The 22,022-nt window shown below is 72.0% G+C and carries 26 protein-coding genes; 16 read left to right on the forward strand and 10 right to left on the reverse strand.

The genetic code is table 11. The annotated features are described in order from the left end of the window. The first annotated feature begins 108 nt into the window (after positions 1-108). From EI169_RS03695 to EI169_RS16510, 3 genes are all read left to right on the forward strand, one after another. The gene (locus tag EI169_RS03695; protein WP_125131115.1) at positions 109-1,296 is read left to right on the forward strand and encodes an FAD-dependent oxidoreductase; all 1,188 of its coding nucleotides are present in this window, start codon (positions 109-111) and stop codon (positions 1,294-1,296) included. Positions 1,297-1,380: 84 nt separating this feature from the next. After that, positions 1,381-2,118 carry a helix-turn-helix transcriptional regulator gene (locus EI169_RS03700; protein WP_164515417.1) on the forward strand — a complete coding sequence of 246 codons (738 nt, stop codon included), beginning with the start codon at positions 1,381-1,383 and terminating at the stop codon, positions 2,116-2,118. Between the two features lie 72 nt (positions 2,119-2,190). Next, positions 2,191-2,331 carry a hypothetical protein gene (locus EI169_RS16510; RefSeq protein ID WP_164515418.1) on the forward strand — a complete coding sequence of 47 codons (141 nt, stop codon included), beginning with the start codon at positions 2,191-2,193 and terminating at the stop codon, positions 2,329-2,331. Between the two features lie 48 nt (positions 2,332-2,379). Here the strand turns inward: EI169_RS16510 and EI169_RS03705 are convergent, their stop codons facing one another. Further along, positions 2,380-3,375, reverse strand: coding sequence for an LLM class F420-dependent oxidoreductase (locus EI169_RS03705; protein WP_125131119.1), 996 nt, complete (start codon positions 3,373-3,375; stop codon positions 2,380-2,382). A 144-nt stretch (positions 3,376-3,519) separates the two neighbouring features. Here EI169_RS03705 and EI169_RS03710 point away from each other — a divergent pair, with 144 nt between their 5' ends. From EI169_RS03710 to EI169_RS03720, 3 genes are read left to right on the forward strand one after another with little or no spacing between them, the layout of a single operon-like run. Continuing rightward, positions 3,520-3,810 (forward strand): hypothetical protein, encoded by a 291-nt coding sequence (locus EI169_RS03710; protein WP_125131121.1) that lies wholly within the window; start codon positions 3,520-3,522, stop codon positions 3,808-3,810. A 42-nt stretch (positions 3,811-3,852) separates the two neighbouring features. Then, positions 3,853-4,851 (forward strand): magnesium and cobalt transport protein CorA, encoded by a 999-nt coding sequence (locus tag EI169_RS03715; RefSeq protein ID WP_125131123.1) that lies wholly within the window; start codon positions 3,853-3,855, stop codon positions 4,849-4,851. Positions 4,852-4,894: 43 nt separating this feature from the next. Next, positions 4,895-5,152, forward strand: a complete 258-nt coding sequence (locus EI169_RS03720; protein ID WP_125131125.1) for a hypothetical protein — start codon at positions 4,895-4,897, stop codon at positions 5,150-5,152. A 25-nt stretch (positions 5,153-5,177) separates the two neighbouring features. Here EI169_RS03720 and EI169_RS03725 read toward each other — a convergent pair whose 3' ends face one another. Both EI169_RS03725 and EI169_RS03730 read right to left on the reverse strand, forming a co-directional pair. After that, a complete protein-coding gene (locus tag EI169_RS03725; RefSeq protein ID WP_125131127.1) occupies positions 5,178-6,098 on the reverse strand; it encodes an aldo/keto reductase in 921 nt (306 codons plus the stop codon). A 24-nt stretch (positions 6,099-6,122) separates the two neighbouring features. Beyond that, entirely contained in the window at positions 6,123-6,725 is a 603-nt protein-coding gene (locus EI169_RS03730; RefSeq protein WP_240640593.1) for a spore photoproduct lyase family protein, read from the reverse strand. 234 nt (positions 6,726-6,959) lie between these two features. On the opposite strand from EI169_RS03730, the gene EI169_RS03735 reads away from it, so the two are divergent. The 6 genes from EI169_RS03735 to EI169_RS03760 all read left to right on the forward strand — a co-directional run bounded on the left by EI169_RS03735 (position 6,960) and on the right by EI169_RS03760 (position 12,527). After that, a complete protein-coding gene (locus tag EI169_RS03735) occupies positions 6,960-7,637 on the forward strand; it encodes a response regulator transcription factor (protein WP_125131128.1) in 678 nt (225 codons plus the stop codon). Then, the gene (locus EI169_RS03740; protein ID WP_164515419.1) at positions 7,630-8,961 is read left to right on the forward strand and encodes a HAMP domain-containing sensor histidine kinase; all 1,332 of its coding nucleotides are present in this window, start codon (positions 7,630-7,632) and stop codon (positions 8,959-8,961) included. The genes EI169_RS03735 and EI169_RS03740 overlap by 8 nt, the downstream gene beginning before the upstream one ends. Positions 8,962-9,017: 56 nt before the next feature. Next, on the forward strand, positions 9,018-9,815 hold the full coding sequence (locus EI169_RS03745) for a hypothetical protein (protein ID WP_125131129.1): 798 nt from the start codon (positions 9,018-9,020) through the stop codon (positions 9,813-9,815). A gap of 354 nt (positions 9,816-10,169) precedes the next feature. Then, positions 10,170-11,873 (forward strand): sigma-70 family RNA polymerase sigma factor, encoded by a 1,704-nt coding sequence (locus EI169_RS03750; protein WP_125131130.1) that lies wholly within the window; start codon positions 10,170-10,172, stop codon positions 11,871-11,873. Positions 11,874-11,952: 79 nt separating this feature from the next. Then, positions 11,953-12,150, forward strand: coding sequence for a hypothetical protein (locus tag EI169_RS03755; protein ID WP_125131131.1), 198 nt, complete (start codon positions 11,953-11,955; stop codon positions 12,148-12,150). Then, positions 12,147-12,527: an MFS transporter permease gene (locus EI169_RS03760; protein ID WP_125131132.1), complete on the forward strand. Its 381-nt coding sequence runs from the start codon at positions 12,147-12,149 to the stop codon at positions 12,525-12,527. Before EI169_RS03755 ends, EI169_RS03760 begins: the two co-directional genes overlap by 4 nt. Before the next feature lie 5 nt (positions 12,528-12,532). Here the strand turns inward: EI169_RS03760 and EI169_RS03765 are convergent, their stop codons facing one another. The 3 genes from EI169_RS03765 to EI169_RS03770 form a co-directional block, all read right to left on the reverse strand. Beyond that, positions 12,533-14,326: a S8 family serine peptidase gene (locus EI169_RS03765; RefSeq protein WP_125131133.1), complete on the reverse strand. Its 1,794-nt coding sequence runs from the start codon at positions 14,324-14,326 to the stop codon at positions 12,533-12,535. A 133-nt stretch (positions 14,327-14,459) separates the two neighbouring features. Continuing rightward, positions 14,460-14,603 (reverse strand): hypothetical protein, encoded by a 144-nt coding sequence (locus tag EI169_RS16515; RefSeq protein ID WP_164515420.1) that lies wholly within the window; start codon positions 14,601-14,603, stop codon positions 14,460-14,462. 120 nt (positions 14,604-14,723) lie between these two features. Beyond that, positions 14,724-15,092 (reverse strand): PLD nuclease N-terminal domain-containing protein, encoded by a 369-nt coding sequence (locus EI169_RS03770; RefSeq protein ID WP_125131134.1) that lies wholly within the window; start codon positions 15,090-15,092, stop codon positions 14,724-14,726. Positions 15,093-15,299: 207 nt separating this feature from the next. On the opposite strand from EI169_RS03770, the gene EI169_RS03775 reads away from it, so the two are divergent. Continuing rightward, entirely contained in the window at positions 15,300-15,605 is a 306-nt protein-coding gene (locus EI169_RS03775) for a hypothetical protein (RefSeq protein WP_125131135.1), read from the forward strand. 69 nt (positions 15,606-15,674) lie between these two features. Beyond that, a complete protein-coding gene (locus tag EI169_RS03780; protein ID WP_125131136.1) occupies positions 15,675-16,130 on the forward strand; it encodes a YbhB/YbcL family Raf kinase inhibitor-like protein in 456 nt (151 codons plus the stop codon). A gap of 12 nt (positions 16,131-16,142) precedes the next feature. On the opposite strand, the gene EI169_RS03785 is transcribed toward EI169_RS03780, so the two are convergent. Together EI169_RS03785 and EI169_RS03790 are read right to left on the reverse strand one after the other, a co-directional pair. After that, the gene (locus tag EI169_RS03785) at positions 16,143-16,472 is read right to left on the reverse strand and encodes a DUF6804 family protein (protein WP_125131137.1); all 330 of its coding nucleotides are present in this window, start codon (positions 16,470-16,472) and stop codon (positions 16,143-16,145) included. Positions 16,473-16,512: 40 nt separating this feature from the next. Then, positions 16,513-17,907, reverse strand: coding sequence for an HNH endonuclease signature motif containing protein (locus EI169_RS03790; RefSeq protein WP_164515421.1), 1,395 nt, complete (start codon positions 17,905-17,907; stop codon positions 16,513-16,515). A gap of 372 nt (positions 17,908-18,279) precedes the next feature. Here EI169_RS03790 and EI169_RS03795 point away from each other — a divergent pair, with 372 nt between their 5' ends. Continuing rightward, complete coding sequence (locus EI169_RS03795) at positions 18,280-18,789, forward strand: DUF4916 domain-containing protein (RefSeq protein ID WP_125131141.1); 510 nt, start codon at positions 18,280-18,282, stop codon at positions 18,787-18,789. Positions 18,790-18,934: 145 nt separating this feature from the next. Here EI169_RS03795 and EI169_RS03800 read toward each other — a convergent pair whose 3' ends face one another. Then, entirely contained in the window at positions 18,935-19,201 is a 267-nt protein-coding gene (locus tag EI169_RS03800; protein ID WP_125131143.1) for a hypothetical protein, read from the reverse strand. Between the two features lie 243 nt (positions 19,202-19,444). Here EI169_RS03800 and EI169_RS03805 point away from each other — a divergent pair, with 243 nt between their 5' ends. Further along, the gene (locus EI169_RS03805; protein ID WP_125131144.1) at positions 19,445-20,632 is read left to right on the forward strand and encodes a cation:proton antiporter; all 1,188 of its coding nucleotides are present in this window, start codon (positions 19,445-19,447) and stop codon (positions 20,630-20,632) included. 61 nt (positions 20,633-20,693) lie between these two features. Here EI169_RS03805 and EI169_RS03810 read toward each other — a convergent pair whose 3' ends face one another. Then, entirely contained in the window at positions 20,694-22,004 is a 1,311-nt protein-coding gene (locus tag EI169_RS03810) for a UDP-glucose/GDP-mannose dehydrogenase family protein (RefSeq protein WP_125131146.1), read from the reverse strand. Positions 22,005-22,022 lie beyond the last annotated feature (18 nt).

The raw sequence follows: 22,022 nt of genomic DNA on the forward strand, positions 1-22,022 counted from the left end.
GTACTCCCCTTGCCCGGGCAACGATACCGGATGCCGGTGCGCCGAAGCCGGGAGAGCGCTGGACGCAACCCCATCGGACCGTGGCATCCGGCCCCCTAGCCTGCCGCCATGGATGCGCGCGTGGTGATCATCGGCGGCGGCAACGCCGGGCTCTCGGTCGCGGGCCGGCTGCGTCGGGCGGGCCTGCGCGACGTGACGGTGATCGAGCCGCGTGGCACGCACGTGTTCGCGCCGCTGCAGTCGCACATCGCCGGCGGCGTCGCCCGGGCGAGCGAGGCGGCGCGGCCCCAGCAAGACGTGACGCCGCGGGGCGTGCGGTGGGTGCAGGACGCGGCGACCGCGGTGGATGCCGACGCGCGCACCGTGACGCTGGCATCGGGCGACGTCCTCCCGTACGACCAGCTCGTGCTGTGCCCCGGCATCCACATGGATTGGGACGCGGTGCCGGGCCTCGCCGAGGCGATGGACACGCCCGAGGGTGTGTCGAACTACGACTACGCCCTGGCCGCGAAGGCATCGCCCGTGCTCCGGGATGTCCGCGGCGGCACCGTGGTCTTCGTGCAGGCGGGCTCCGCCACGACCTGCCCGGGAGCCGCCCAGAAGCCGATGTATCTCGCGTGCGACTGGTGGCGCGCCACCGGCGTGCTCGCCGACATCCGCGTCGTCCTCGTGACACCCGAGCGCTCGCTCCACGGCATCGACGCGATCGACGCCGAGCTGCGCCGCAAGGTGGAGGAGTACGGCATCGAGGTGCGGCGGGGCGCCCACCTGCTCGCCGTGGACTCCGCGACACGCACGGTGACGATCGGCACCGCGGATGCGGCGGAGACGCTCGCGTATGACGTGCTGCACGCCGCGCCGCCGCAGTCGGCGCCCGCGTGGCTGGAGCCGACCGGGCTGACGGTGCCGCGCTCCTCGGGCGGCTGGATCGACATCGATCCCGAGACGCTGCGTCATCGGCGCCGCCCGGAGGTGTGGGCGCTCGGGGATGCGGCGGCGATCGACGCCTACCGCTCCGGCGGAGGCCTGCGGTCGCAGGCCAAGGTCCTGGCGGCGAACCTCGTGGCCGCGGTGCGCGGCCGGGAGATCCGGGCCCGCTTCGACGGGTACGGTGTGTGTCCCTACACGGTGAGCCGCCGCACCGTCGTGTTCGCGGAATTCGACCGCCGCGGCCGGCTCGAGCCGACAGTGCCGTTCTGGCGGACGCTCTACCGCGAGCGGCGCTTCTCGTGGGTGATGGACCGGCGCATCCTGCCCTGGGTGTACTGGCATCTCATCCTGTCGGGCCGCGCGTGAGCCTGACGGCGGCGGGGGAGGCGACGGTGTAGCCTCATGCCAGGGCGGGGCAGGGGGCATCCGTCCGATGCGGGGGATGAGCGCATGGTCACGACTTCGGGCGGACGCGCCGGCGTCTTCGTCGCCCCGCAACATGCCGCGGCCATCGCCGGTCTCGGCGCTCTCGTCGCGGCCGCCCGCACCGAGCGCGGCTTCTCGCCGCAGGAGTTCGCGGCGCTCGCCGCCATCTCCACGGCCGATCTCGCCGCGCTCGAAGCGGGCGACGCCGGCACGACCCTCGCGGTGCTGCACGCCGTCGCCGAAGCTCTCGACATGTCGGCCGGCGAGCTGCTGGCCGGTCCGCCGCCTCAGCCTCAGCCTCAGCCACGCACCACCGCCGCGCCCCGCACGCCGGAGCCCGCCCACGCGCCGCAGTACGTCTTCGTCACCGACGCCGCTGCCCGCCCCGAGCACGCCGTTGTGGAGCCCATCGTGCCGCAGCCCGTGCCCGTGGCGTCCGCGCCCGGGGCGCAGCCCGTGCGCACGGCATCCGCTCCGCACGCGGGCCGCAGCTACGTCACCCGCGTGCCCGACACCGCCGGCGCACCCGCGCCCCGCCGCACGCACGGCGTGCCCCGCACGTTCGCCGACCTTCGCGTCGGCGTGCTCGCCGAGCGCGCCTTCCCGACGCTGCCGCACTTCGCCGTGGCCGCGGTCACCGAGGCGGGGCACGCGATCTCGGTGGTCGCGCGCATCTTCCGCGTGCCGGCGTGGAAGCTCGAGGGGTGGGTGCGCGACGGCGTGTCCGAGCCGCCCGCGGCCCGCACCCGGCAGTGGACGTAGCGCCCGCGCACGTGCCCTCCGGTTCATCCGCCGTAACCCGCCCGTCATCGGCAGTGCGCTACCGTCGGGCGCATGCCGAGCCGCAGAGCACGTTCCCGAGCGCCGATCCGCCCGCCGTACCGGCAGCCGGTGTGGCTCGTCGTGGGCGTGTCGATCATCGCCGCCGGCACGCTCGTGCTCGTCGTCGCGGCGTTCCTCACCTTCGGGCGCTGACCGCCGGGGCGCTCCGGCCGCAGCCACCGCCTCACCGGGCGCGGGGTGTCACAGGGCGCGGAGCTTCTCCAGCAACGGCTCGGCGACCTCCGACACGAAGCGGTCCTGCTGCTCGTCGCCGACCTGCACGACAGCGATGTCGGTGAAGCCGGCGTCGATGTACGGGCGCACGCTCTCAGCGAGGGCGTCGAGATCCGGCCCGCATGCGATCGAAGAGGCGACGTCCTCCTCGCGCACGAACTGGGACGCGGCGGCGAAGCCCGCGGGCGTGGGCAGGTCGGCGTTGACGTACCAGCCGCCGCCGAACCACCGGAACTGCTCGTGCGCACGCGCGATCGCGGTCTTCTCGTCCGGGTCCCAGCTGATCGGGATCTGGCCGATCTTGCGGGAGGCAGCCGTGCCGGTGCCCGACTCCGAGCCGCCGGCCGGATGCGCCGCATCCCAGCTGTCCACGAGATCGGCGTCGGGCTCCACGGCGATCATGTGCTCGGCGAGTCCGGCGAAGCGGTCCACGCCGCTGTCACCCGATACGGCGACGCCGATCGGCACGCCGCCGTCCGGGCAGTCCCAGATGCGGGCGGAGTCGACGCGGAAGTACTGTCCGTCGTAGGTCACGAGGTCGCCGGTGTGCAGTTCCCGGATGATCTCGAGCGCCTCGACGAGCATGTCCTGGCGCGCGGCGACGGCCGGCCAGCCCTCGCCGACGACGTGCTCGTTGAGGTTCTCGCCCGACCCGACGCCGAGTGTGAAGCGCCCCTCGGACATCAGCTGGAGGGTTGCGGCCTTCTGCGCCACGACGGCGGGGTGATAGCGCACCGTCGGACACGTCACGTACGTCATGAGGTCGACGCGCGACGTCGCGTACGCGACGGCGCCGAGCACGCTCCACGCGTACGGCGCGTGGCCCTGGCTCACGAGCCACGGCGAGTAGTGGTCGCTCGAGACGAGGAAGTCGAAGCCGGCCTCCTCGGCCTTCACGGCATAGTCGACGAGCTGGCGGGGGCCGCTCTGCTCGGTCATGAGGGTGTATCCGAATCGCGTCATGGCGCCTCTCCTCCGGGGGTGTCCTGGCACGATACGACCGGGGCCGGCGCCCGATCCGGGGCTTGCACCCGGGCGCCGTGAGGGGTACTCCGCGCCGCTGTCAAGGGCGGGGTCCGCCGCCCGGCACGGGAGGACGATGATGCGGTGTTCGAACTTCCGCTGTCCCCGCGCGCCCAGCGCGTCGCGTGGCTGACCGCCTGGGCGTCGCTCGCGATCGCCGGCGCCGTGACCGCGATCGCGGGCGGCATGATCGCCATCGACGCCTCGGTCGATGCGGCGCTGTCGCGTCAGGCCGATCCCACCTCCGCGCCGGTCGTCGCGATGTCGCTCGGCGCGCTCGTCATGGTCGTGTGCGCGGCGCTGTTCGTGCGGCTGGTGGTGCGCGAGGTCGATCCCGCGCTCGTCGAGCTCGCCCCCGCCGACGAAACGCTGTGACGCGCCCACGCGTCGCATAGGCGAGGGGGGAAGACTGGGGTCGTGCCGATCATCGACAACGCGGTGTACGTCTCCGGACACCGCATCGAGAACCCGGACAGCCTCGACGACACGTTCGAGTACATGCGGGCCAAGCACGGCATGGCGTGGATCGGCCTGTTCCGGCCGACGCGCGAAGAGCTCGAGCGCGTCGCGGCGGAGTTCTCGCTGCATCCGCTCGCCGTCGAAGACGCCCTCGGCGGCCACCAGCGGCCGAAGCTCGAGCGCTACGGCGAGATCCTCTTCGCGGTGCTGCGCCCGGCGCGCTACCTCGATGCCACCGAGACGGTCGAATTCGGCGAGCTGCACGTCTTCGTCGGTCCCGACTTCGTCGTGACGGTGCGCCACGCCGAGGCGCCCGACCTCGCGCGGGTGCGACGGCGCATGGAGGACTCGCCCGATCTGCTCTCGCTCGGCCCCGAGGCGGTGCTCTACGCGATCCTCGACGAGGTGGTCGACGAATACGAGCCCGTGTGCGCGGGTCTGCAGAACGACGTCGACGAGATCGAGGACCAGCTGTTCTCGGACGCCGGCGCCGAGCTGTCGCGGCGGATCTACGACCTCTCGCGCGAGGTCATCATCTTCCAGCGCGCGACGGAGCCGCTGCGGGGCATGCTCGACGCGCTGCGCGGCGGCGCCGACAAGTACCACGTCGACCTCGAGCTGCAGCGGTCGCTGCGCGACGTGCACGACCACGTTCTGCGCATCACCGACAAGCTCGGCTCGATCCGCTCGATCCTCGAGAACGCGCTGACCGTGAACGCGACCCTGGTGACGCAGCGGCAGACCGAGACCGCGCTCAGCCAGAACGAGCAGGTGAAGAAGATCTCCGGCTGGGCGGCGATCCTCTTCGGCCCGACGCTCGTCGCCGGCATCTACGGCATGAACTTCGACAACATGCCCGAGCTGCACTGGACGTTCGGCTACCCGATGGCGCTCGCGCTCATGCTCGTGACCTCCGTCACGCTGTGGGGCGTGTTCAAGTGGAAGAAGTGGCTCTGACAAGCCCCGGCGGCGTCAGAGCGGCGCAGGTTAGCGTCGCGGGATGACCTCACAGCCGTGGGCCGCCGCCTCCGCCGCCCCGTTCGTCCTCCTCGGCACCACCAAGCGCAGCGGCGAGGAGGTGGGGGTGCCGGTGTGGATCGCGCCCGACGGCGACGAGCTCGTCGTGACGAGCGAGCGCACCACGGGGACGCCGCGGCGAACCGCGCGCTCGCGCGCAAGTACGGCTTCCAGTACCGCGCGATCCTCGGCTTCGAGCGACTGGTGCGACGGCTGCAGCGCCGCGACGGATCGCGCGTGATCCTGCGCATCCGCCCGATGCGGGATCAGGGCACGCGATGACCTGCGGCTCGTAACAGCGCGTACCACTCCGGCCGGCTCAGCTCCAGGGCGGAGCCGAGCGCGGCGTCGGCCACGCGCTGCGGGGTCGTGGTGCCGAGGACGACCTGCATGCCGGCCGGATGCCGCGTGATCCACGCCGTGGCGACCGCGATCGCCGGCACGTCGTGGCGCGCGGCGATCTCGTCGATGACGGCGTTCAGCTCCGGATAGCGCGGTGAGCCGAGGAACACGCCGTCCTCGCCCTGGAACGGCGACCAGGCCTGCACTGTGATCCCGTTCAGCCGGCAGTAGTCGAGCACGCCGCCGCCGTCGCGCGTGACGCCGCCGTCGTCATCCGTGTTGGCGACGAGGCCCTGGGCGATGATGTGCGCGTGCGGGATGGACAGCTGCAGCTGGTTGGCGACGATCGGCTGGCGGACGGCTGAGCGGAGCAGCTCGATCTGGCGGGGCGTGTGGTTGGACACTCCGAACGCCCGCACCTTGCCGGACTCCTCGAGCTCGTCGAACGCGCGTGCCACTTCGTCGGGCTCGACCAGCGCGTCGGGTCGGTGCAGGAGGAGCACGTCGATGCGGTCGGTGCGCAGCGCCGCGAGCGACCCGTCGACCGACGCGACGATGTGCTCGTAGGAGAAGTCGAAGGACGGACCGTCTTTGACGATGCCCGCCTTCGTCTGGATCGTGAGGGCGTCGCGCTCGCTCGGCGAGAGCCGGAGCGCCTCCGCGAACCGCCGCTCGCACTCGTGCAGCTCGCGGCCGTAGATGTCGGCGTGGTCGAAGAAGTCGATGCCTGCGTCCCGGGCGGTGGCGACGAGGGTGCGGATCTCCTCGTCGCTCTTGTCGGCGATGCGCATCATGCCGGCGACGACGTTGGGGGCGGTGGTGGAGCCGAGGGGGACGGAACGCATGGACCTCACGCTAGCCGCGCCCGCTCAGAAGGCGTAGCGGATGCGGCAGTAGGGGATCGTCCGCGCCATGAGGTCGCCGAGCGCCGCGACGCTCTGCGCCTTGAGCGGGTGGCGGTAGCGCACGTTCTCTGCGCCGTTCTGCGAGCGCTTCGTCTCCTGTACGGCCGGTGTCCACAGCAGCTTCTCGGCTTTCGGGTGCCAGCCGAGATTGACCTCGTGGAGCCCCTCGTTGTGCGTGAGGAAGATCACCTCGGCCGCGAGCTGCGCTTTGGCGCGCGGGTGCAGTGCGGCGTCGAGCTGCGCGAACAGGTCCTCCCAGTCGGCACGCCACGTCGGCGTGAGGATCACGGGCGAGAAGTTCACGTGCACCTCGTATCCCGCGTCGACGAAGTCGTTGATCGCCGCGATGCGCTCGGCGATCGGGGACGTGCGGATGTCGGTGACCCTCGCAGTCTCGACGGAGCAGTCGCCGTTCTCGCCGATGTCGTACACCCACGCATCGGGGTCGCACTGGTTCGCCTCGGTCTTCGCGCCCTGCGTGGCGATATGACGGGCGAGATGCCGCGTGATCTCGTCGATGTTCGTGAACACGGTGACCGGGTTGCTGTAGCCCTTCCGCCGCGGCACGTGGCAGTACGCTCGGGGATCCGCCAGTGCGACGCGACCGGCACGACCTCGGCGCCGGGCCAGCGGCCGAGGATCTCCTGCCCGCGCGGCAGCGCGAGCGCCGCTTCCTCCGCATAGATGCGGGAGATCTGCAGCAGGGTGCGCTCGGCCACCCTTCCTTCCTACGCCGGGCCTCCGACATCGGCGGATCGGCGCTTCAGGGCTGCTTCAGCATCCGCACGCCAGACTGGGCACATGCGGATCCTGGTCGTCGACGACGAAGTGCGTCTCGCCGACGGCGTGCGACGCGGGCTCGAGGCCGAGGGGTTCGCGGTCGACGTCGCGCACAACGGCGTCGACGGGCTGTGGCGGGCACGGGAGAACCGCTACGACGCGATCGTGCTCGATCTCATGATGCCGGGCATGAGCGGCTGGAAGGTGTGCGAGGCGCTGCGGGCGGACGACGACTGGACGCCCGTGCTCATGCTCACCGCGAAGGACGGCGACTGGGACCAGGTCGAGGCGTTCGAGGCGGGGGCGGATGACTTCGTCACGAAGCCGTTCTCGTCGGTCGTGCTCGTGGCGCGGCTGCGCGCGCTCATCCGGCGCGGCGCCGTGCCGCGGCCGCAGGTGCTCGAGGCGGGCGATCTGCGCGTCGACCCCGGCGCACGACGCGTGTGGCGCGGCGACACCGAGGTCGCCGTGACGAGTCGCGAGTTCGCGGTGCTCGAGCACCTCATGCGCCATCGCGGGCACGTCCTGTCCAAGCGCGACGTCATCGACGCGGTGTGGGACGACGACTTCGACGGCGACCCGAACATCGTGGAGGTGTACGTCGGGCACCTGCGCCGCAAGCTCGACCGGCCTTTCGGTCGCGCCGGCATCGAGACGGTGCGGGGCGCGGGGTACCGGCTGGCGGCCGACGGTGGCTGAGCCGCGGCGCCGGTTCCGGTCGCTGCGGGGTCGCACGACGATCCTCGCGACGGTCGTGGTCGGGCTCGCGCTCGCCGTGGGTGCGCTGGTGTTCTACGGGGCGCTGAGCGCGAGTCTCGACGCATCGGCGCTCGCGACCGCCCAGTCGCGCGTCGAGGGCATCGCCGCGCGTCTCGAAGGCGATGGTCCGGGACCGAGGCAGCGGCCAGGCGACGTGCTGGAGGGCATCGGCGACGACGAGATCGCCCAGGTGATCGACGGACGGACCGGCGCGGTGATCGCGACGACCGACGAGGCCGAGGGCGTGCGCCTGCCCGTGAGCGACGACCCGGTCATCACACGAGTGGACGGCGAGCGCGTGCTCGTCGTGAGCGAGGACGAGCGTGACACGCGTGTGGTCGCCGGCGTCTCGCTGCAGAGCAACGACGAGACCCTCCGCACCGTGGGCCTGCTGCTGCTGGCCGCGGTGCCCCTCCTCACGGTCGTCGTCGGCCTCACGACGTGGCTCGTGGTCGGCCGGGCGCTGCGACCGGTCGAGCGCATCCGGGCCGAGGTGGCTGCGATCCGCGGCGACCGCCTCGACCGGCGCGTCCCCGTGCCCGACTCGGGCGACGAGATCGCGGCGCTGGCGGGCACGATGAACGGCATGCTCGACCGCCTGGATGCGGCGGCCCGCGCGCAGCGGCGGTTCGTCTCGGATGCGTCGCACGAGCTGCGCTCGCCGCTGGCGACCATCCGCCAGCACGCCGAGACGGCGGCCGCGCACCCGGAGGCCGTCGACACCGCGGAGCTCGCGGCGGTCGTGCGCGACGAGGGCCTGCGCCTGCAGGACCTCGTCGAGTCGCTGCTGCTGCTCGCGCGGCTGGACGAGGGCGCGCCCCTGCGGCGGGAGGAGGTCGACCTCGACGATCTCGCGCTCGCCGAGGCAGCGCGGCTGCGCGCGGGCGGCGCCGACGTCGACACCGCGGGCGTCGGACCGGCGCGCGTCCACGGCGATCCGCGCCTGTTCGGCCAGGTCACGCGAAACCTCGCCGACAATGCCGCGCGTCACGCGCGCAGCCGCATCGCGATCGGCGTCGTGGAGCACGCCGGCGCGGCGGTGCTCACGGTCGAAGACGATGGCGACGGCATCCCCGAGAGCGAGCGCGAGCGCGTCTTCGACCGGTTCGTCCGGCTCGACGAGGCCCGCGCGCGCGATGCGGGCGGCAGCGGCCTGGGCCTGGCGATCGTGCGCGGCATCGTCGTCGCGGCCGGCGGCAGCATCCACGTCGACGCCTCGCGATGGGGCGGCGCCCGGTTCACGGTCGTGTTGCCGACTTCCTGAAGCCGCCTTCAGACTGCTTCAGGGTGGCTTCAGCGCCCCGCTCGCACGATGGGACCATGAGCCAGAACACGCCCTCCGACCACAACGACGAGACCCGCCCCTTCCCGACGCCCGCCGACACGGACACGCCGCAGCCCGCGGCCGCGCCCGCCGTATCCGAGCCGGCGAAGAAGCCCCTCCACAAGCGCGGATCGACGTGGGCGATCGCCGGCGGCGGCGTCCTCGCCGCGCTCGTGCTCGTCGGCGGGGGAGCGGCCCTCGGCGCCGCGCTGTCCGACGACGGCCCGGACGGCTTCGACGGCCCGCGGGTCTCCGACAGCCGCGAGCTCCCCGGCGGCCCCGGCGGCGACGAGCGCGGCCCCGGACGTGACGACGACCGCGGCCCGGCAGAGGGCCCCGGCGGCGGCACCGGTCCGGGAACCGGCCCGAGCGCCGAGGCCGGTGCGGCGGATGCGGCGACCCTGACGGGCATCGTCGCGAAGGCCAGCGCCGTCTCCGACGTGCAGGGCGTCGTGACGCGCATCGAGACCCGCCGCGGCGGCGACTGGGAGGTGCGCTTCGAGACCGGGACGAGCGAGACGGAGGTGCTCGTGCCCGCGAGCGGCGACGCGCGCGTCGTGCGCACCGAGACCGACGACGACGACTCGGCGCCCGCGAACGCGCTGGACGACGCGACGGTCGACGCGATCGTGCGCGCCGCGCTCGCCGAGGCCGACGGCACGATCCTCGAGGTCGAGGCGGACGACGACACGGCCTCGCCGTACGAGGCGACCCTGCGGCTCACCGACGGCGGCCGCATGGAGATCGAGCTCGGAGCAGACTTCTCGGTCGTGAGCACCGACACCCGCGCCTGAGCGCGGACGCCGCCCCCAGACAGGGAAGCGGGGCCCGGATCCTCTTCGGGGAGGTTCCGGGCCCCGCTGGCGACGCTCAGCCGCGCATGCGGCCCCCAATGATGAGCGTCGTGACTCATTCCGTTCCCCAGACGGTCTGATGTCGCTTTCCCCACAGATGAGACCCCGCCCCCCGCGATCTATTACGCGGGTGACGCGAATTCTTTCCGCTGCGATTCCAGCGTCCCCGTCGTGCCGCCAGGTCCCCCCTATCGAGGGGATCTTGTCAAGTGCACCTTTCCGTCCCCCAAATGGGGGACAATAAGACCACATGTCGCACGCAGCCGGGGGGCGCGTGTCAGTGGGGGTGTCGACATGGTGCATAGTGACGTCTGGCTCGAGACCGACGATGAGGTTCCGATGTCGGACGCGGAGCTCGTCTCGCGTGCGCGCGCGGGTGACGCCGACGCGTTCGGAGACCTGTGGCGCCGCCACTACGTGTCGGGCCTGACCGTCGCGCGCGCGGTCACCTCGTCCATCGACGCCGACGACCTCGTGCAGGAGGCGTTCGTGCGCATCTTCCACTCGCTCCAACGCGGCGGGGGGCCCACCGGCTCGTTCCGCGCCTACCTCTTCACCGCCATCCGCAACACCGCCGCCGGGTGGGGACGGCGCCGCCAGGACGTCGGCATCGAGCACCTCGAAGCCGTCCCCGACCCCGACGCCGAAGCGCACACGTCCGACGAGACGCTCGATCGGCGCTTCACGACCGAGGCGTTCGCCGCCCTTCCCGCCCGCTGGCAGGAGGTGCTCTGGTACACCGAGGTCGAGGGGCTCAAGCCCGCCGAGATCGCGCCGCTGCTGGGCATGAAGCCGACGGCGGTCGCGCAGCTCGCGTTCCGGGCGCGCGAGGGGCTCCGCGAGGCCTGGATCCAGCAGCACATCGTTGCCGACGGCGCTGACGGCGAGCACGCGTGGGCGCTCGAGCACATGGGCGCCTACGCCCGCGGCAACCTCCGCGCCCGCGACCGCGCGCGGATGACCGCGCACCTCGACGAGTGCGAGCGCTGCGCCGCCGTCGCCGCCGAGGCCACGCACGTGTCGAAGCGCCTCGCGTTCTCGCTCCTGCCGCTCGTCGTCGGCGGCGCCGCCGCGGGCGCGGTTTTCGGCGCCCTGCGCGACGGCTCCGCGTATGCGGCGGCCCTCGCGCCCGCGGCTCCCGCGGTCGGCGGCCTCTCGGCAGCGCCCGCGGCATCCGGTGCGGCCGCGGCGTCGAGCGGTGCCGCAGCGTCCGGCGCCGTCGGCGGTGTGACCGCGGCGATCACGGCGCTCGCGGCGAGCGTCTCGCTCGTCGCCGGCGCTTCGCTCCTCGCGCTGCAGCCCGACGCGCGCGCCGGCGCCGCCCCGGTCGCGCCGGCGCCGGTCACCGCCACCACCGCCGCGACCCCGGTCGCCCCCGCGACGCCGTCACCGACGGCTTCCGCGACGTCGCCCGCCACGGAGCCCCTTCCCGACCCGCCCGCACCGACCGCTGCGCCCGCGTCGCCCGCGCCGCGGCCGAGCACGCCGTCGTCGACCCCGGCCGCGACGCCCGCGCCGCAGCCGCCGACCGCGCTCCCGACGCCGACCGCGACGCCGGAGCCGCCGCCCGCGCCGCCGGAGCCGACGGCTACGCCGACCGCGACGCCCGATCCGACGCCGACTCCCGATCCGACGCCGACTCCCGATCCGACGCCGACTCCCGACCCGACGGTCACCCCGGATCCCACGCCGACTCCCGACCCGACGCCGGTGCTTCCCGAGGGAAGTCCGACGATCGCCTCGTCCGAGGTGGTGCTGCGGGACGACCTCATCACGGAGGTGCGCCTGAACGTCTCGGGCAGCCCCGGCGCGACGGTGCAGGCGCTCACCTGCGGCAGCGTCCGCGACTCGACCGTGCTCGACGAGAACGGCCGGGGGTCGCTCGTCGTCCGCCCGACGCTCGTGCAGCTGCTGCGCGACACGCGCATCGAGCTCCGCTACATCGCAGGGGACGAGGTCGGTGCCGCTGCCGGCCCGCGCATCAGCAGCCTCATCTGATCAGCCCTGAGTGCCTGGGCGTTCCGTGGGAACGCGTGCGGAGGCGTGAGGACGCGGCTCCTCGACGCGTCTTCGTTGTATGCGCAACAGACTGCTGATCTTCGCCGTCGTCGTGCTCGGCGCTTACGCCGTGGGCACGCGTGCTCGCACCCGCGAATCGGTCGCCCACCAGCTCGTGCGGCTGTGGAACGACCCCAAGGCGCGACGGCGCCGTGAGCGTGCGCGCCGACGCGTCGAGCGGCGGATCTCGCGCGTGATCAGCGACGTGCGATCATGACCCGGCCTCGTCCGCGGGGCGTGCTGATCGCCGCGGCCGTCGGAGCGCTGCTCGTCACGCTCGTCGCGGCCGCCCTGTATGCGCCGATCGTCGCGTTCCTCGCCGGCGTCGCCGCCACGACCGCGGGCGTCGTGCCGTTCCCGGCGCTCACGGTCGTGGGCGCGACGGCGCTCGGCGCGGTCGTCGTGCTCGTGCTCCTCGTGCTCGCGATCACCCGGCGTCGGACGCCTACGGCGTGGGTGCTCGCGGTGTGCGCGGTGCTCGTCGCACTCGCGGTGGCCGTCGTGCCGCCGGTGGTCGTCGTCACCGCGTCAGCCGAGCGTGCGAGCGAGGTCGGCCCGCTCATCGCCGACCTGTGGTCGCGATGGACGGGCTGACCGCATCAGGAGGCGCGACGCCGGCGACCGCGCACCGTGACGAGTACCGCTCCGAGGGCGACCAGTGCGAGCGCCGCGATACCGGCGGACGCCGCATCGCCTCCGCCGCTTGCCGCCAGGACGGGTCGGGGGGCCGGATTGTCGGGATCGGGCACCGGCAGCGCAGCCTCCACGGCATCGAGCATCGCGCGCGCATCGATGAGCCCGGCCCCGACCGACACCGCCGCCGGCAGCAGCGGGTACGGCGACGGCTGCGGCGCAGCGGTCGCCACGAGCAGCGACCGGATCTCGGCGGGGGACAGCTGCGGGTTCAGCTGCAGTGCGAGCGCGGCCACTGCTCCGGCCGACGGCGCGGCGGCCGATGTGCCGTAGAAGAGGAAGACGCCCGGGGTCGCCGTGGGCGCTCCCACCATGACGTTCTGGCGTGCGCCGTCGACTGAGAGCAGGTCGGGCTTGCCGACCGGCTGCGGCTGCGGCAGCGGACCGGCGGGCGTCGCGCCCTCGGGGGTCACGTAGTAGGTGACCGGGCCGAGCGAGCTGAAGTAGTCCAGGCGATCGTCGTCGAACGCTCCGGAGGCTGCGGTCGTGATCGCCGCCGGTGCGCCGTTGTGGCCGGCGATCGAGCGTCCGACCGTGTCGGGGCCCTGCGACTGCATGATGTCGGAGCTGACGATCCACTGCGGTCCGTCGGTTCCGAACACGAAGCCGAGGGGAGGCGTGATGTCGGTGGCGCTCGTGCCGTCGAGGTACCGCACGATCGAGATGTCCATCGTGACCTCGTCCGGGATGAGGTCGGTGGGATCGCGCTTGTCGGTGACGTCCACGGCGAAACTGCCCGCGCGCAGCGGGTCCGTGGCGCCGTCCGGGGGTACGACGAGCGGAGCCGCGCCGTCGAGGGAGATCAGCATCTCGAACTTGGCTTTGCTCTCGCCGAAGGGCTCCGCCCACTGCATGGCCACCGGCAGGCTCACGTAGTAGCGACCGTTCACCTCGACCGCGGCATTCGCGGCCGGGAGGGTGACGAACGACGTGATGGTGGGTGCCGCGAGGCCGGGGTCGAAGTCGAGGCAGTCGTAAGTCGTGTATCCGGCGACCGCGGGCACGACGAGGCCGGGGTCGCACGGCGCGGGGCGGTACGCCGTCGTCTCCCACGAGCCGACCGGCGTCACCTCGGTGGTGCCCGGATTCCGGGCGAGCAAGGTGTTGTTCCCCGCTGCCGTGACGTAGGTGATGCCGCTCGCGACGGCGTCGGCGATGGCCTGCGCCTCGAGCGACTCCTGGTAGAACGGCTCGGTGAGGGGGATGACGTCGTCGATGATGACGTCGACGCCGGCGTTCCTCATGAGCGTGATGGCCCCGGTGAGGTCGCCGAGGTCGGCGCCGGCCGTCGCGAAGTACAGCGCGGCGCCCGGGGCGACCCCGTGCACCTGCTGCAGCATCGCCCGTCCTTCGTCGTCGGGCGTCGGCGTGACGTTGTGCAGATCGGACAGCACGGCGACCGGCGTCTCGTATCCGCAGGGATTGCCGGGTCCGGGCAGCAGGCCCTGCTGCACGTTCTGCGCCGCGGTGCTGTAGGTGGCGTTGGCGTCGAACGAGTTGGAGATGACGCCGACCTTGATGCCGGTCCCATCGACTCCGAACTCCGCGCGCGCAGCATCGGAGTGCAAGACGGGGTCGACATCGACCGGCAGCAGACGGCAATTCTGCGGTGGCGCGGCGGATGCAGCGACGGGAGTGGCCGCGATGAGGGCCACGGTGACGGCGAAGACGGCGACGAGCGCACCCGGCTTGGGGATCACGCGGCACTCCAGAGACGGTCGGCGTGCTCAGGTGATCGAACACGGATGAGAGGCCGCGCACCGCGGATGCTCCCACGCTATGAGAAAGCTGTGCGCCACCGCTGTCGACCGTTCGGAGGACAGCGACGGTCGGTCAGACGTGCGTGAGGTGTCGCGCGGCCGCGCGGCGCGGCTCGTCGCGACGGTCGGCGAGCGTGATTCCCCTGCCGACGAGAAGACCGGCGCCGACCGAGACGATCAGCCAAGTGGCGAGCAGAACGACGATGAGTGTAGCCATCAGACTCTCCCTCGAGTCTTGGTGGAGCTCCCAGCAGGTTGCCCCACTGTACTGCCCCGCCACCCGCGGGATCGAGAACTTCCCACAGGCGCGCCGGGATGCGCTACAGCGGCCGTGCGTTCAGACGGCGTCGTCGGTCGCCGCTCGGCGGCGCCGGAGCTCCTCCTCGAGCTTGGCGATCTCGATCTCCCGCTCGAGATCGGCCAGCTGCTCCGTGGTGGAGCGGGGTTCCCGTGGGCGCGGCGCGGGGGCCGGAGCCGCTGCATCCGCCGACCAGCGCCGCGGGTCGCCGAAGCTCATCGCCTCGCGCGGTGCCGACCATTCGCGCCCGATCGTGAACCACAGCACCGAGCCGATGAACGGCAGGAGCACGATCAGGATGATCCACGCGAACTTCGGGAGGTGCTTCACCTGGTCTTCGCGCCGCGTGATCGCGTCGATCAGCGCCGTGATCATGATGGCGAGGGTCAGCAGCGCGAGGATCGGCACCGCCCCAGCATGCCCGAGCCGCCGATCGCCGACAAGAGTGGACTCGGCGTCTCATCGGATCGCCACGCTGTCGTAACACGGCCGCGCTACGGTTCGGACATGCAGACCAAACGTCGGATGCTGACGGCCGTCGCCGGTGGAGGCCTCGCGGCCATGCTCACCGGCTGCAGCGTGAACACGATGATCTGGTGACCTGAGGGGGCGGCCGTGATCGCGCGCACCGACGATCTCATCGCGACCGCCGCATCCGGTGACAGTGCGGCCTTCGCGTGCGCGGACGGGGTCGCCGACTTCGGCGTCGCGACGGACTGCGCGGGGCTGTCGGCGGGGGAGCCCGAGGCCTTCCAGGCGCACCATTGGCGCGATCAGATGCCGCTCGACCCGACGTGGAGCATCAACGTGCAGCGCACCGACGCACCGGCGGCGGGGACGAGCATCCCCAGCGACGTCTTCTACAAGCGGGTCGACGGCGAGCTGTGCGTCGTCGACGTCGCGTGGGCCACGGTCGGCTGATCGCGCAAGCCCTCGCTCTCGCACAGGGTCGCGAGGCACCATGTCGTTCTCGATTCGAAAGGACGATTCATGGCGCTCAAGCTCGGTACCCTCACGATCTCCAGCCCCGACTTCGACGAACTCGGCCGCATCCCCGACCGGTTCACCGCCGACGGCGGCAACGAGGTGCCCCGCATCCGCTTCTCGGGTGTGCCCGAGGACGCCGTCGAGCTCGCGCTGATCTGCCACGACCCGGATGCTCCGCTGCCGAACGGATTCACGCACTGGGTCGTGTATGGCATCGCGCCGGACACGACGGAGCTCGACGTCGACGCCGAGGGTGTGCGGCAGGCGCCGAACGGCGCGGGTGCCGCCCAGTGGTACGGCCCGCAGCCGCCCGAGGGCCACGGCGAGCACCACTACTACTTCTGGGTGTACGCCCTGTCGCGCCGGGTCGAGGGCGAGCCCTCGCGCGAGGAGTTCCTCGCGCAGTACGGCGACGACGTCATCCAGCAGGCCCGCACGGTGGGCACCTACTCCCGCTGACCCGAGCGCCCCTCAGTCCCGGCGCACCTTGATCACCGCGCCGGCGACGAGGAACACGATGGCGGCTATGGGCTGGGCGGCGATCCACGCGATGCGGACGCCGCCCTCCCACGGCCAGGGGTAGATGGGGTTCCACAGCACGACGATAACCGCGAACACCGCGACCCAGACCCACTGCTTCGCCTGGGCCGCGAACCACCCCACGATCGCGGCGAGGATCGCGACGATATAGAGCACCACCTGGCCCCAGCCTGCGGCGATGAGCGCTGGGGCGACGAAGAGCGTGATCGCGGCGAGGATGCCGGGCGCGAGCGCGTTGCGCTGCCAGCCTAGGCCGCGCATCCGGCCGCGGAGCGAGCCGACGGCGTCACGCGGACCTGCGTCAGAACGGTGGCGGCTCGGTATCGGGGACGAACATCACTCGGGGCGGTGGAGCTTCCCGGTAGTGCCGGCCGAGCGGTGTGGTGAAGTGCAGCACCCCTCCCGCGGTCTGCTCGACGGTCCACTCGGTCTCGGTCTTCAGGGTGTGATGTCGTTTGCAGAGGTGGCAGAGGTTGCACACGTCGGTGCGGCCGCCGTGCTGGTGTTCGTGGTTGTGGTCGATGTCGCACCGCACGGCGGGCTGGCGGCATCCGGGCATGCGGCAGTGCTGGTCGCGCGCGCGGAGGAATCGCACCTGGTCGGCGGTGGGGGTGTACCGGTCGGTGGCGAGGACACTGCCGGTGACGGGGTGGCACATGACCCGGTCCCATCCGGGGGCGTCGCCGGCGAGGCGCTTCGCGGTGGCCGGGTCGACGGGAATCTGTCCGTTCAGCATCGCCCCGGCGTCCGTCGTACCGGTCAGCGTGGTGACGGGCACGACGACCTGCACCACCGCGCGGATCGCACCGAGCCCGCCCGGAGACCGGTCGAGCGTCGGGTCGATCGCGGGGGCCGCGGTGAGCAGCAGGTCGGCGACGAGGTCGGCCTGGATCTGGTCGGCGTTGCGGGTGTCGGCGATGAAAGGCTCTGCTGCGCCTGAGACGGGGAGGTCGGGTGCGGCGCCGCCGAGCACGTCTTCGGCCATCCGTCGCGCCGCTTCGGCTTCGTCGACGGCGATGCGGGCGCGTTCGGCGTCGGCCTCCGCCTTGAGCTGCTTCGCCATGCGGCGGATGCGGTCTTTGATCCCGTAGGCGAGGGTCGCGGGAAGCCGCACCTGCAGCAGGGCCATGCCGTCGTCGAGCTCGATGACGCTCACGGCCCGCATGGCGTTGGCGGTCTCGAACCGGTCGGTCATTCCGCGCGGGTCGACCTTCTCGGCCAGTGCGGTGGCGAACGCATTCGTCCGGCCGGGAGTCGTGTCGGCGGCGAAATCGAGGACAACGGACTCCCACGCTTCGCGCACCTCCGCGGGGAGGCGGGTGCCGATCCGGTGGATGATGCCCACGTGCGGCATCTGGATACGGCCGGTCTCGAGTGCGCTCACCGTCGCCGGGAAGCACGTCACGAGCGAGTACGCGTCGGACAGCTGACGCTGCGTGGTGTGGTCGCTCTGATGAGTGGCGAGCGCCAGCTCGGCGGCCAGCGACCGCATCGCCATGTCGCGCTCCCGCGACGACCGCGATCCCGACTGGTCGCCCGCTGCGATCGCATCCTGCGCGAGCGTGGCGAGGTCGCGGATGTTCGCGGCTTCCAGCGCAGCGCGCGCCTTCGCGCGTGCCGTCACCGCATCGACCCGCGCGCTCGTCCAGGCGTGCGACTCACCCCCATGGGGTGCGCGTCGGGCGGTGTTCTCCATACCCCGAAAGCTACTCGGGGCCTCCGACATCGAACCCCCGAAATCCGCCGATCGCGCGAACTTTTTTCGCGAGAACACATCCGCGCGACGAGAACCCATCTTTCGGCCAACGCGCCGGTGTCCAGGAGGTCCCTGAGCTCGTCGAAGGGCGGTCCCTGAGCCTGTCGAAGGGCGGTCCCTGAGCCTGTCGAAGGGCGGTCCCTGAGCCTGTCGAAGGGCGGTCCCTGAGCCTGTCGAAGGGCGGTCCCTGAGCCTGTCGAAGGGCGGTCCCTGAGCCTGTCGAAGGGCGGTCCCTGAGCCTGTCGAAGGGTGCCACACCCGCGAAACCTCTGCCTCGATCGGCTGTCACACGTCGCTGACAGACTCGGTCGTATGCGCTACCTCCCCGACGACACCTACGCCCTTGTCGAGCAGTCGGTGCCGATCGCGTGCGTCGACTTCGTCCCCCGCCGCTGGGACTTCACCGGCGCGCAGCCCGAGCAACAGCTCGGGCTCATCCGTCGCACCTCGCCGTTCGGCGAAGTGTGGTGCCACCTCGGGGGACGGATCGGCCGCGGTGAGTCGATCCGCGAGGCGCTCCTGCGCCATGCCGCCGACACTCTCGCCGTCAAGCTGCAGCTGCCCGACGACCCGCAGCCCGCCTATGTCTATCAGTGGTTTCCGCCCGACGATCAGCCGGCGGATGCGGCGATCCTGCGTTTCGGCGACGACCCGCGCAAGCATGCAATCGGCCTGTCGTTCCTCGTGGAGATGTCGGGCGAGCCCGTCGCCCGGAACGAGGCGCTCGAGTTCGCGTGGTTCCCGGCGGAGGAGCTGCCCGAGCCGCTGTGGCCGGGTGCCCGCACCCTCATCCACGAACTTCTGTGGCACCACCACGACTGACGAGCACCGGCCCCCGAGCCCGTCGAAGGCTCGCCACGGTCCCTGAGCTTGATGGGGGGCCGGCCCCGAGCTCGTCGGAGGCCGCCCCGGTCCCTGAGCCTGTCGAAGGGCCGGCGCCAGCCCGCGAGCTGGTCGAAGGGACCGCCTACCAGATCGTGCCGCCGCCGATCGAGATGCCGCCCCACGTCAGCAGGATGAAGATGGCGGCGAACACGACCGGCGCGATGCCCGAGCCGCCGCGGGAGACGCCCTTCAGCAGCGCGATCACCGTCAGCACGGCAGCGACGAGCGACAGGCCGCCGCCCAGGATCAGGCCGATGAAGAGCGGGATGGGCATGAGGATCAGGCCGAGGAGGCCGAGCCAGAATCCCCACCACGCGGTCGGGTTGCGACGGGTCACCGAAGAAGACATGCGGCCATTATCCCGGCCGCGTGTCGATCACCGCACGACGGTGGCGGGCGGGCGCTCCATGCCGTAGTGCTCCCCGCCGCCGGTGCGCCACGCGGCGTCGGGCACACGTCGCGGAACGCTGCATCCGCCCGCATCGAGGTGCATCGCGTGCGCCTGTCTGCAGCGTCGCGATAGCCTCGACCGGTATGCGCCGGAGGGGCGCGCGTGGGCGGCTCTTCGTGGAGTCAGTCGAGGGGGAGCGGCGTGGGTGCAGTGGACCTCTCCCTCCTGCTCGTGCCGCTGGTTGCGGTGCTCGCGCCGATCGCCTCGCGGGTGGTGACGCGCTGGGTGCCGATCCACGTGGTGGTGTTCGAGCTGGCGCTCGGCATCGTCATCGGCCCCGCGGTGCTGGGGTGGGCGCAGCCGCAGGCGTACCTCGAGACGCTGTCGCAGTTCGGCCTGGCGATGCTGTTCTTCTCCGCCGGCACCGAGATCGACTTCGTCGGGCTCCGCGGCCGCACCGGGGCCGGTGCGGTGGGCGGCTGGTTGATCAGCATCGCGCTGGGTATCGGCGTGGGGTGGCTGGTGCTTCCCGGACCGGGCGCGGTGGTGGTGGGGATCGCGCTCGCATCGACCGCGCTCGGAGCGCTCATCCCGCTGCTCAGCGATGCGCGGGAGCTCAACACCCCGTTCGGCCGGAGTGTGGGCGCGCTCGGCGCCGTCGGCGAGTTCGGTCCGCTCATCGCGATCTCGATCTTCCTCGGCACCCGCGCTCCGGGCTACGCGACGATCGTGCTCGCGGTCTTCATCGTCGTCGCGGCGGGGGCGGTCTGGTATGCGATGCGCGCACCGCAAGCGCAGCTCCACGCCTTCGTCTCCTCCACGCTGCACACCTCCGGTCAGTTCGCGGTGCGGGTGGTGTTCCTGATCCTCGGGATCCTCGTCACCCTCAGCGTCGCACTCGGCATCGACATGCTGCTCGGCGCCTTCACGGCGGGGATCGTGTGGCGGCTGCTGATCCGCGGGGCCGCGCCGGAGCTGCGCGCATCGGTGGCGAGCAAGATCCAGGCTGTCGCCTTCGGATTCCTCGTGCCCGTCTTCTTCATCTATACCGGCGTCACGTTCGACCTGCAGTCGCTGCTCGCCGACCCGCGGTTGCTGCTGCTTGTGCCAGCCGCGCTGATCGCCCTGCTCGTCGTGCGGGGGCTGCCGTCGCTGCTCGCCGCACCCGCCGGCGCGAGTATGAGAACGCGCGCGTCGATCGTGCTCATGGGGGCGACGGGCCTGCCGATCATCGTCGCCGTCACCAATCAGGGTGTCGACGCGCAGCTCATCCCGTCGTGGCTCGCCTCGGTGCTGGTGGGAGCCGGGATGCTGTCGATCCTCCTGTTCCCGCTGGCGGCGATGGCCGTCCGGCGCGTCGCCGCATCCGGTCTCGCCGGACGCGGGTGATCGGTTGGGGCACGGGCTCCGGCGCCTTCTACATGCGGTGGTCGGTCTGGCCGAGGGTCGGCTACGGGCGCCCCATGCCGTAGTACTCCCACCCGGCGGCGCGCCACGCCGCGGCGTCGAGGCAGTTGCGGCCGTCGACGATGATCCGTCCGCTGGCGAGCGTCGACGCGTGCTCGGGAGAGAGCTCGCGGCGGTACTCGTCCCACTCCGTCACGACGATGACGGCGTCGGCGCCGCGCAGGGCTTCGTCGCGATCTTCGACGTAGTTCAGCTGCGGGTGGATGCGGCGGGCGTTCTCGATGGCCTCGGGGTCGGTGAGTGTGACCCACGCGCCGAGGCCGTGCAGGCGCACGGCGACGTCGAGGGCGGGGGAGTCGCGGATGTCGTCGGAATGCGGCTTGAAGGCGGCGCCGAGAACCGTGACGTTCTTCTTGAACACCGATCCGCCGAGGGCGGTGACGACGAGGTCGACGGCGCGGTCGCGTCGGCGAAGGTTGATCGCGTCGACCTCGCGCAGGAACACGACGGACTCGCCGCGGCCGAGCTCCTCCGCGCGGGCCGAGAACGCGCGGATGTCCTTCGGCAGGCAGCCGCCGCCGAACCCGATGCCGGCACCGAGGAAGCGGCGGCCGATGCGGGCGTCGTGTCCGATCGCGTCGGCGAGGGTCGTGACATCCGCTCCGGTGACCTCGGCGATCTCGGCCATCGCGTTGATGAAGGAGATCTTCGTCGCGAGGAACGCGTTGGCCGACACCTTGACGAGCTCGGCGGTGGCGTAGTCGGTGACGATGAACGGCGTGTTCTTCGCGATCGAGGGGTGGTAGACCTCGCGCAGGATGTCGGCCGCGCGCTCGCCCTCCTCGCCCGCGGGCACACCCGCGACGAGGCGGTCGGGGTCGATCGTGTCTTGCACTGCCCAGCCCTCGCGGAGGAACTCCGGGTTCCACACGAGCGTCGCGCCGGTCGGCGTGACCCGCTCGGCGAGCGTCGCCGCCGTGCCGACCGGCACTGTGGACTTGCCGGCGACGAGGTCGCCGGGGGAGAGGAAGGGGAGCAACCCTTGGACGGCCGCGTTCACGTACGTGAGGTCGGCGGCGTAGCCGTCCTTGACCTGGGGTGTGTTCACCGCGACAAAGTGGACGGCAGCCCCGCGCACGGCCTTGAGGTCGGTTGTGAACTGAAGACGCCCGGATGCGACTCCCTCTCCAATCAGTTCTTCGAGCCCTGGCTCGAAGAACGGCGGATGTCCTGCAGCAAGTGTTTCGATCCTCGCCGAGTCGACGTCGACCCCGACCACGTCATGCCCGATGGCGGCCATCGCCGCTGCGTGCACCGCGCCGAGGTATCCACATCCGATAACCGACAGCCGCATGTCGGGATCCTCCGGTGC

Source organism: Microbacterium sp. 10M-3C3, assembly GCF_003931875.1.
GTDB lineage: Bacteria > Actinomycetota > Actinomycetes > Actinomycetales > Microbacteriaceae > Microbacterium.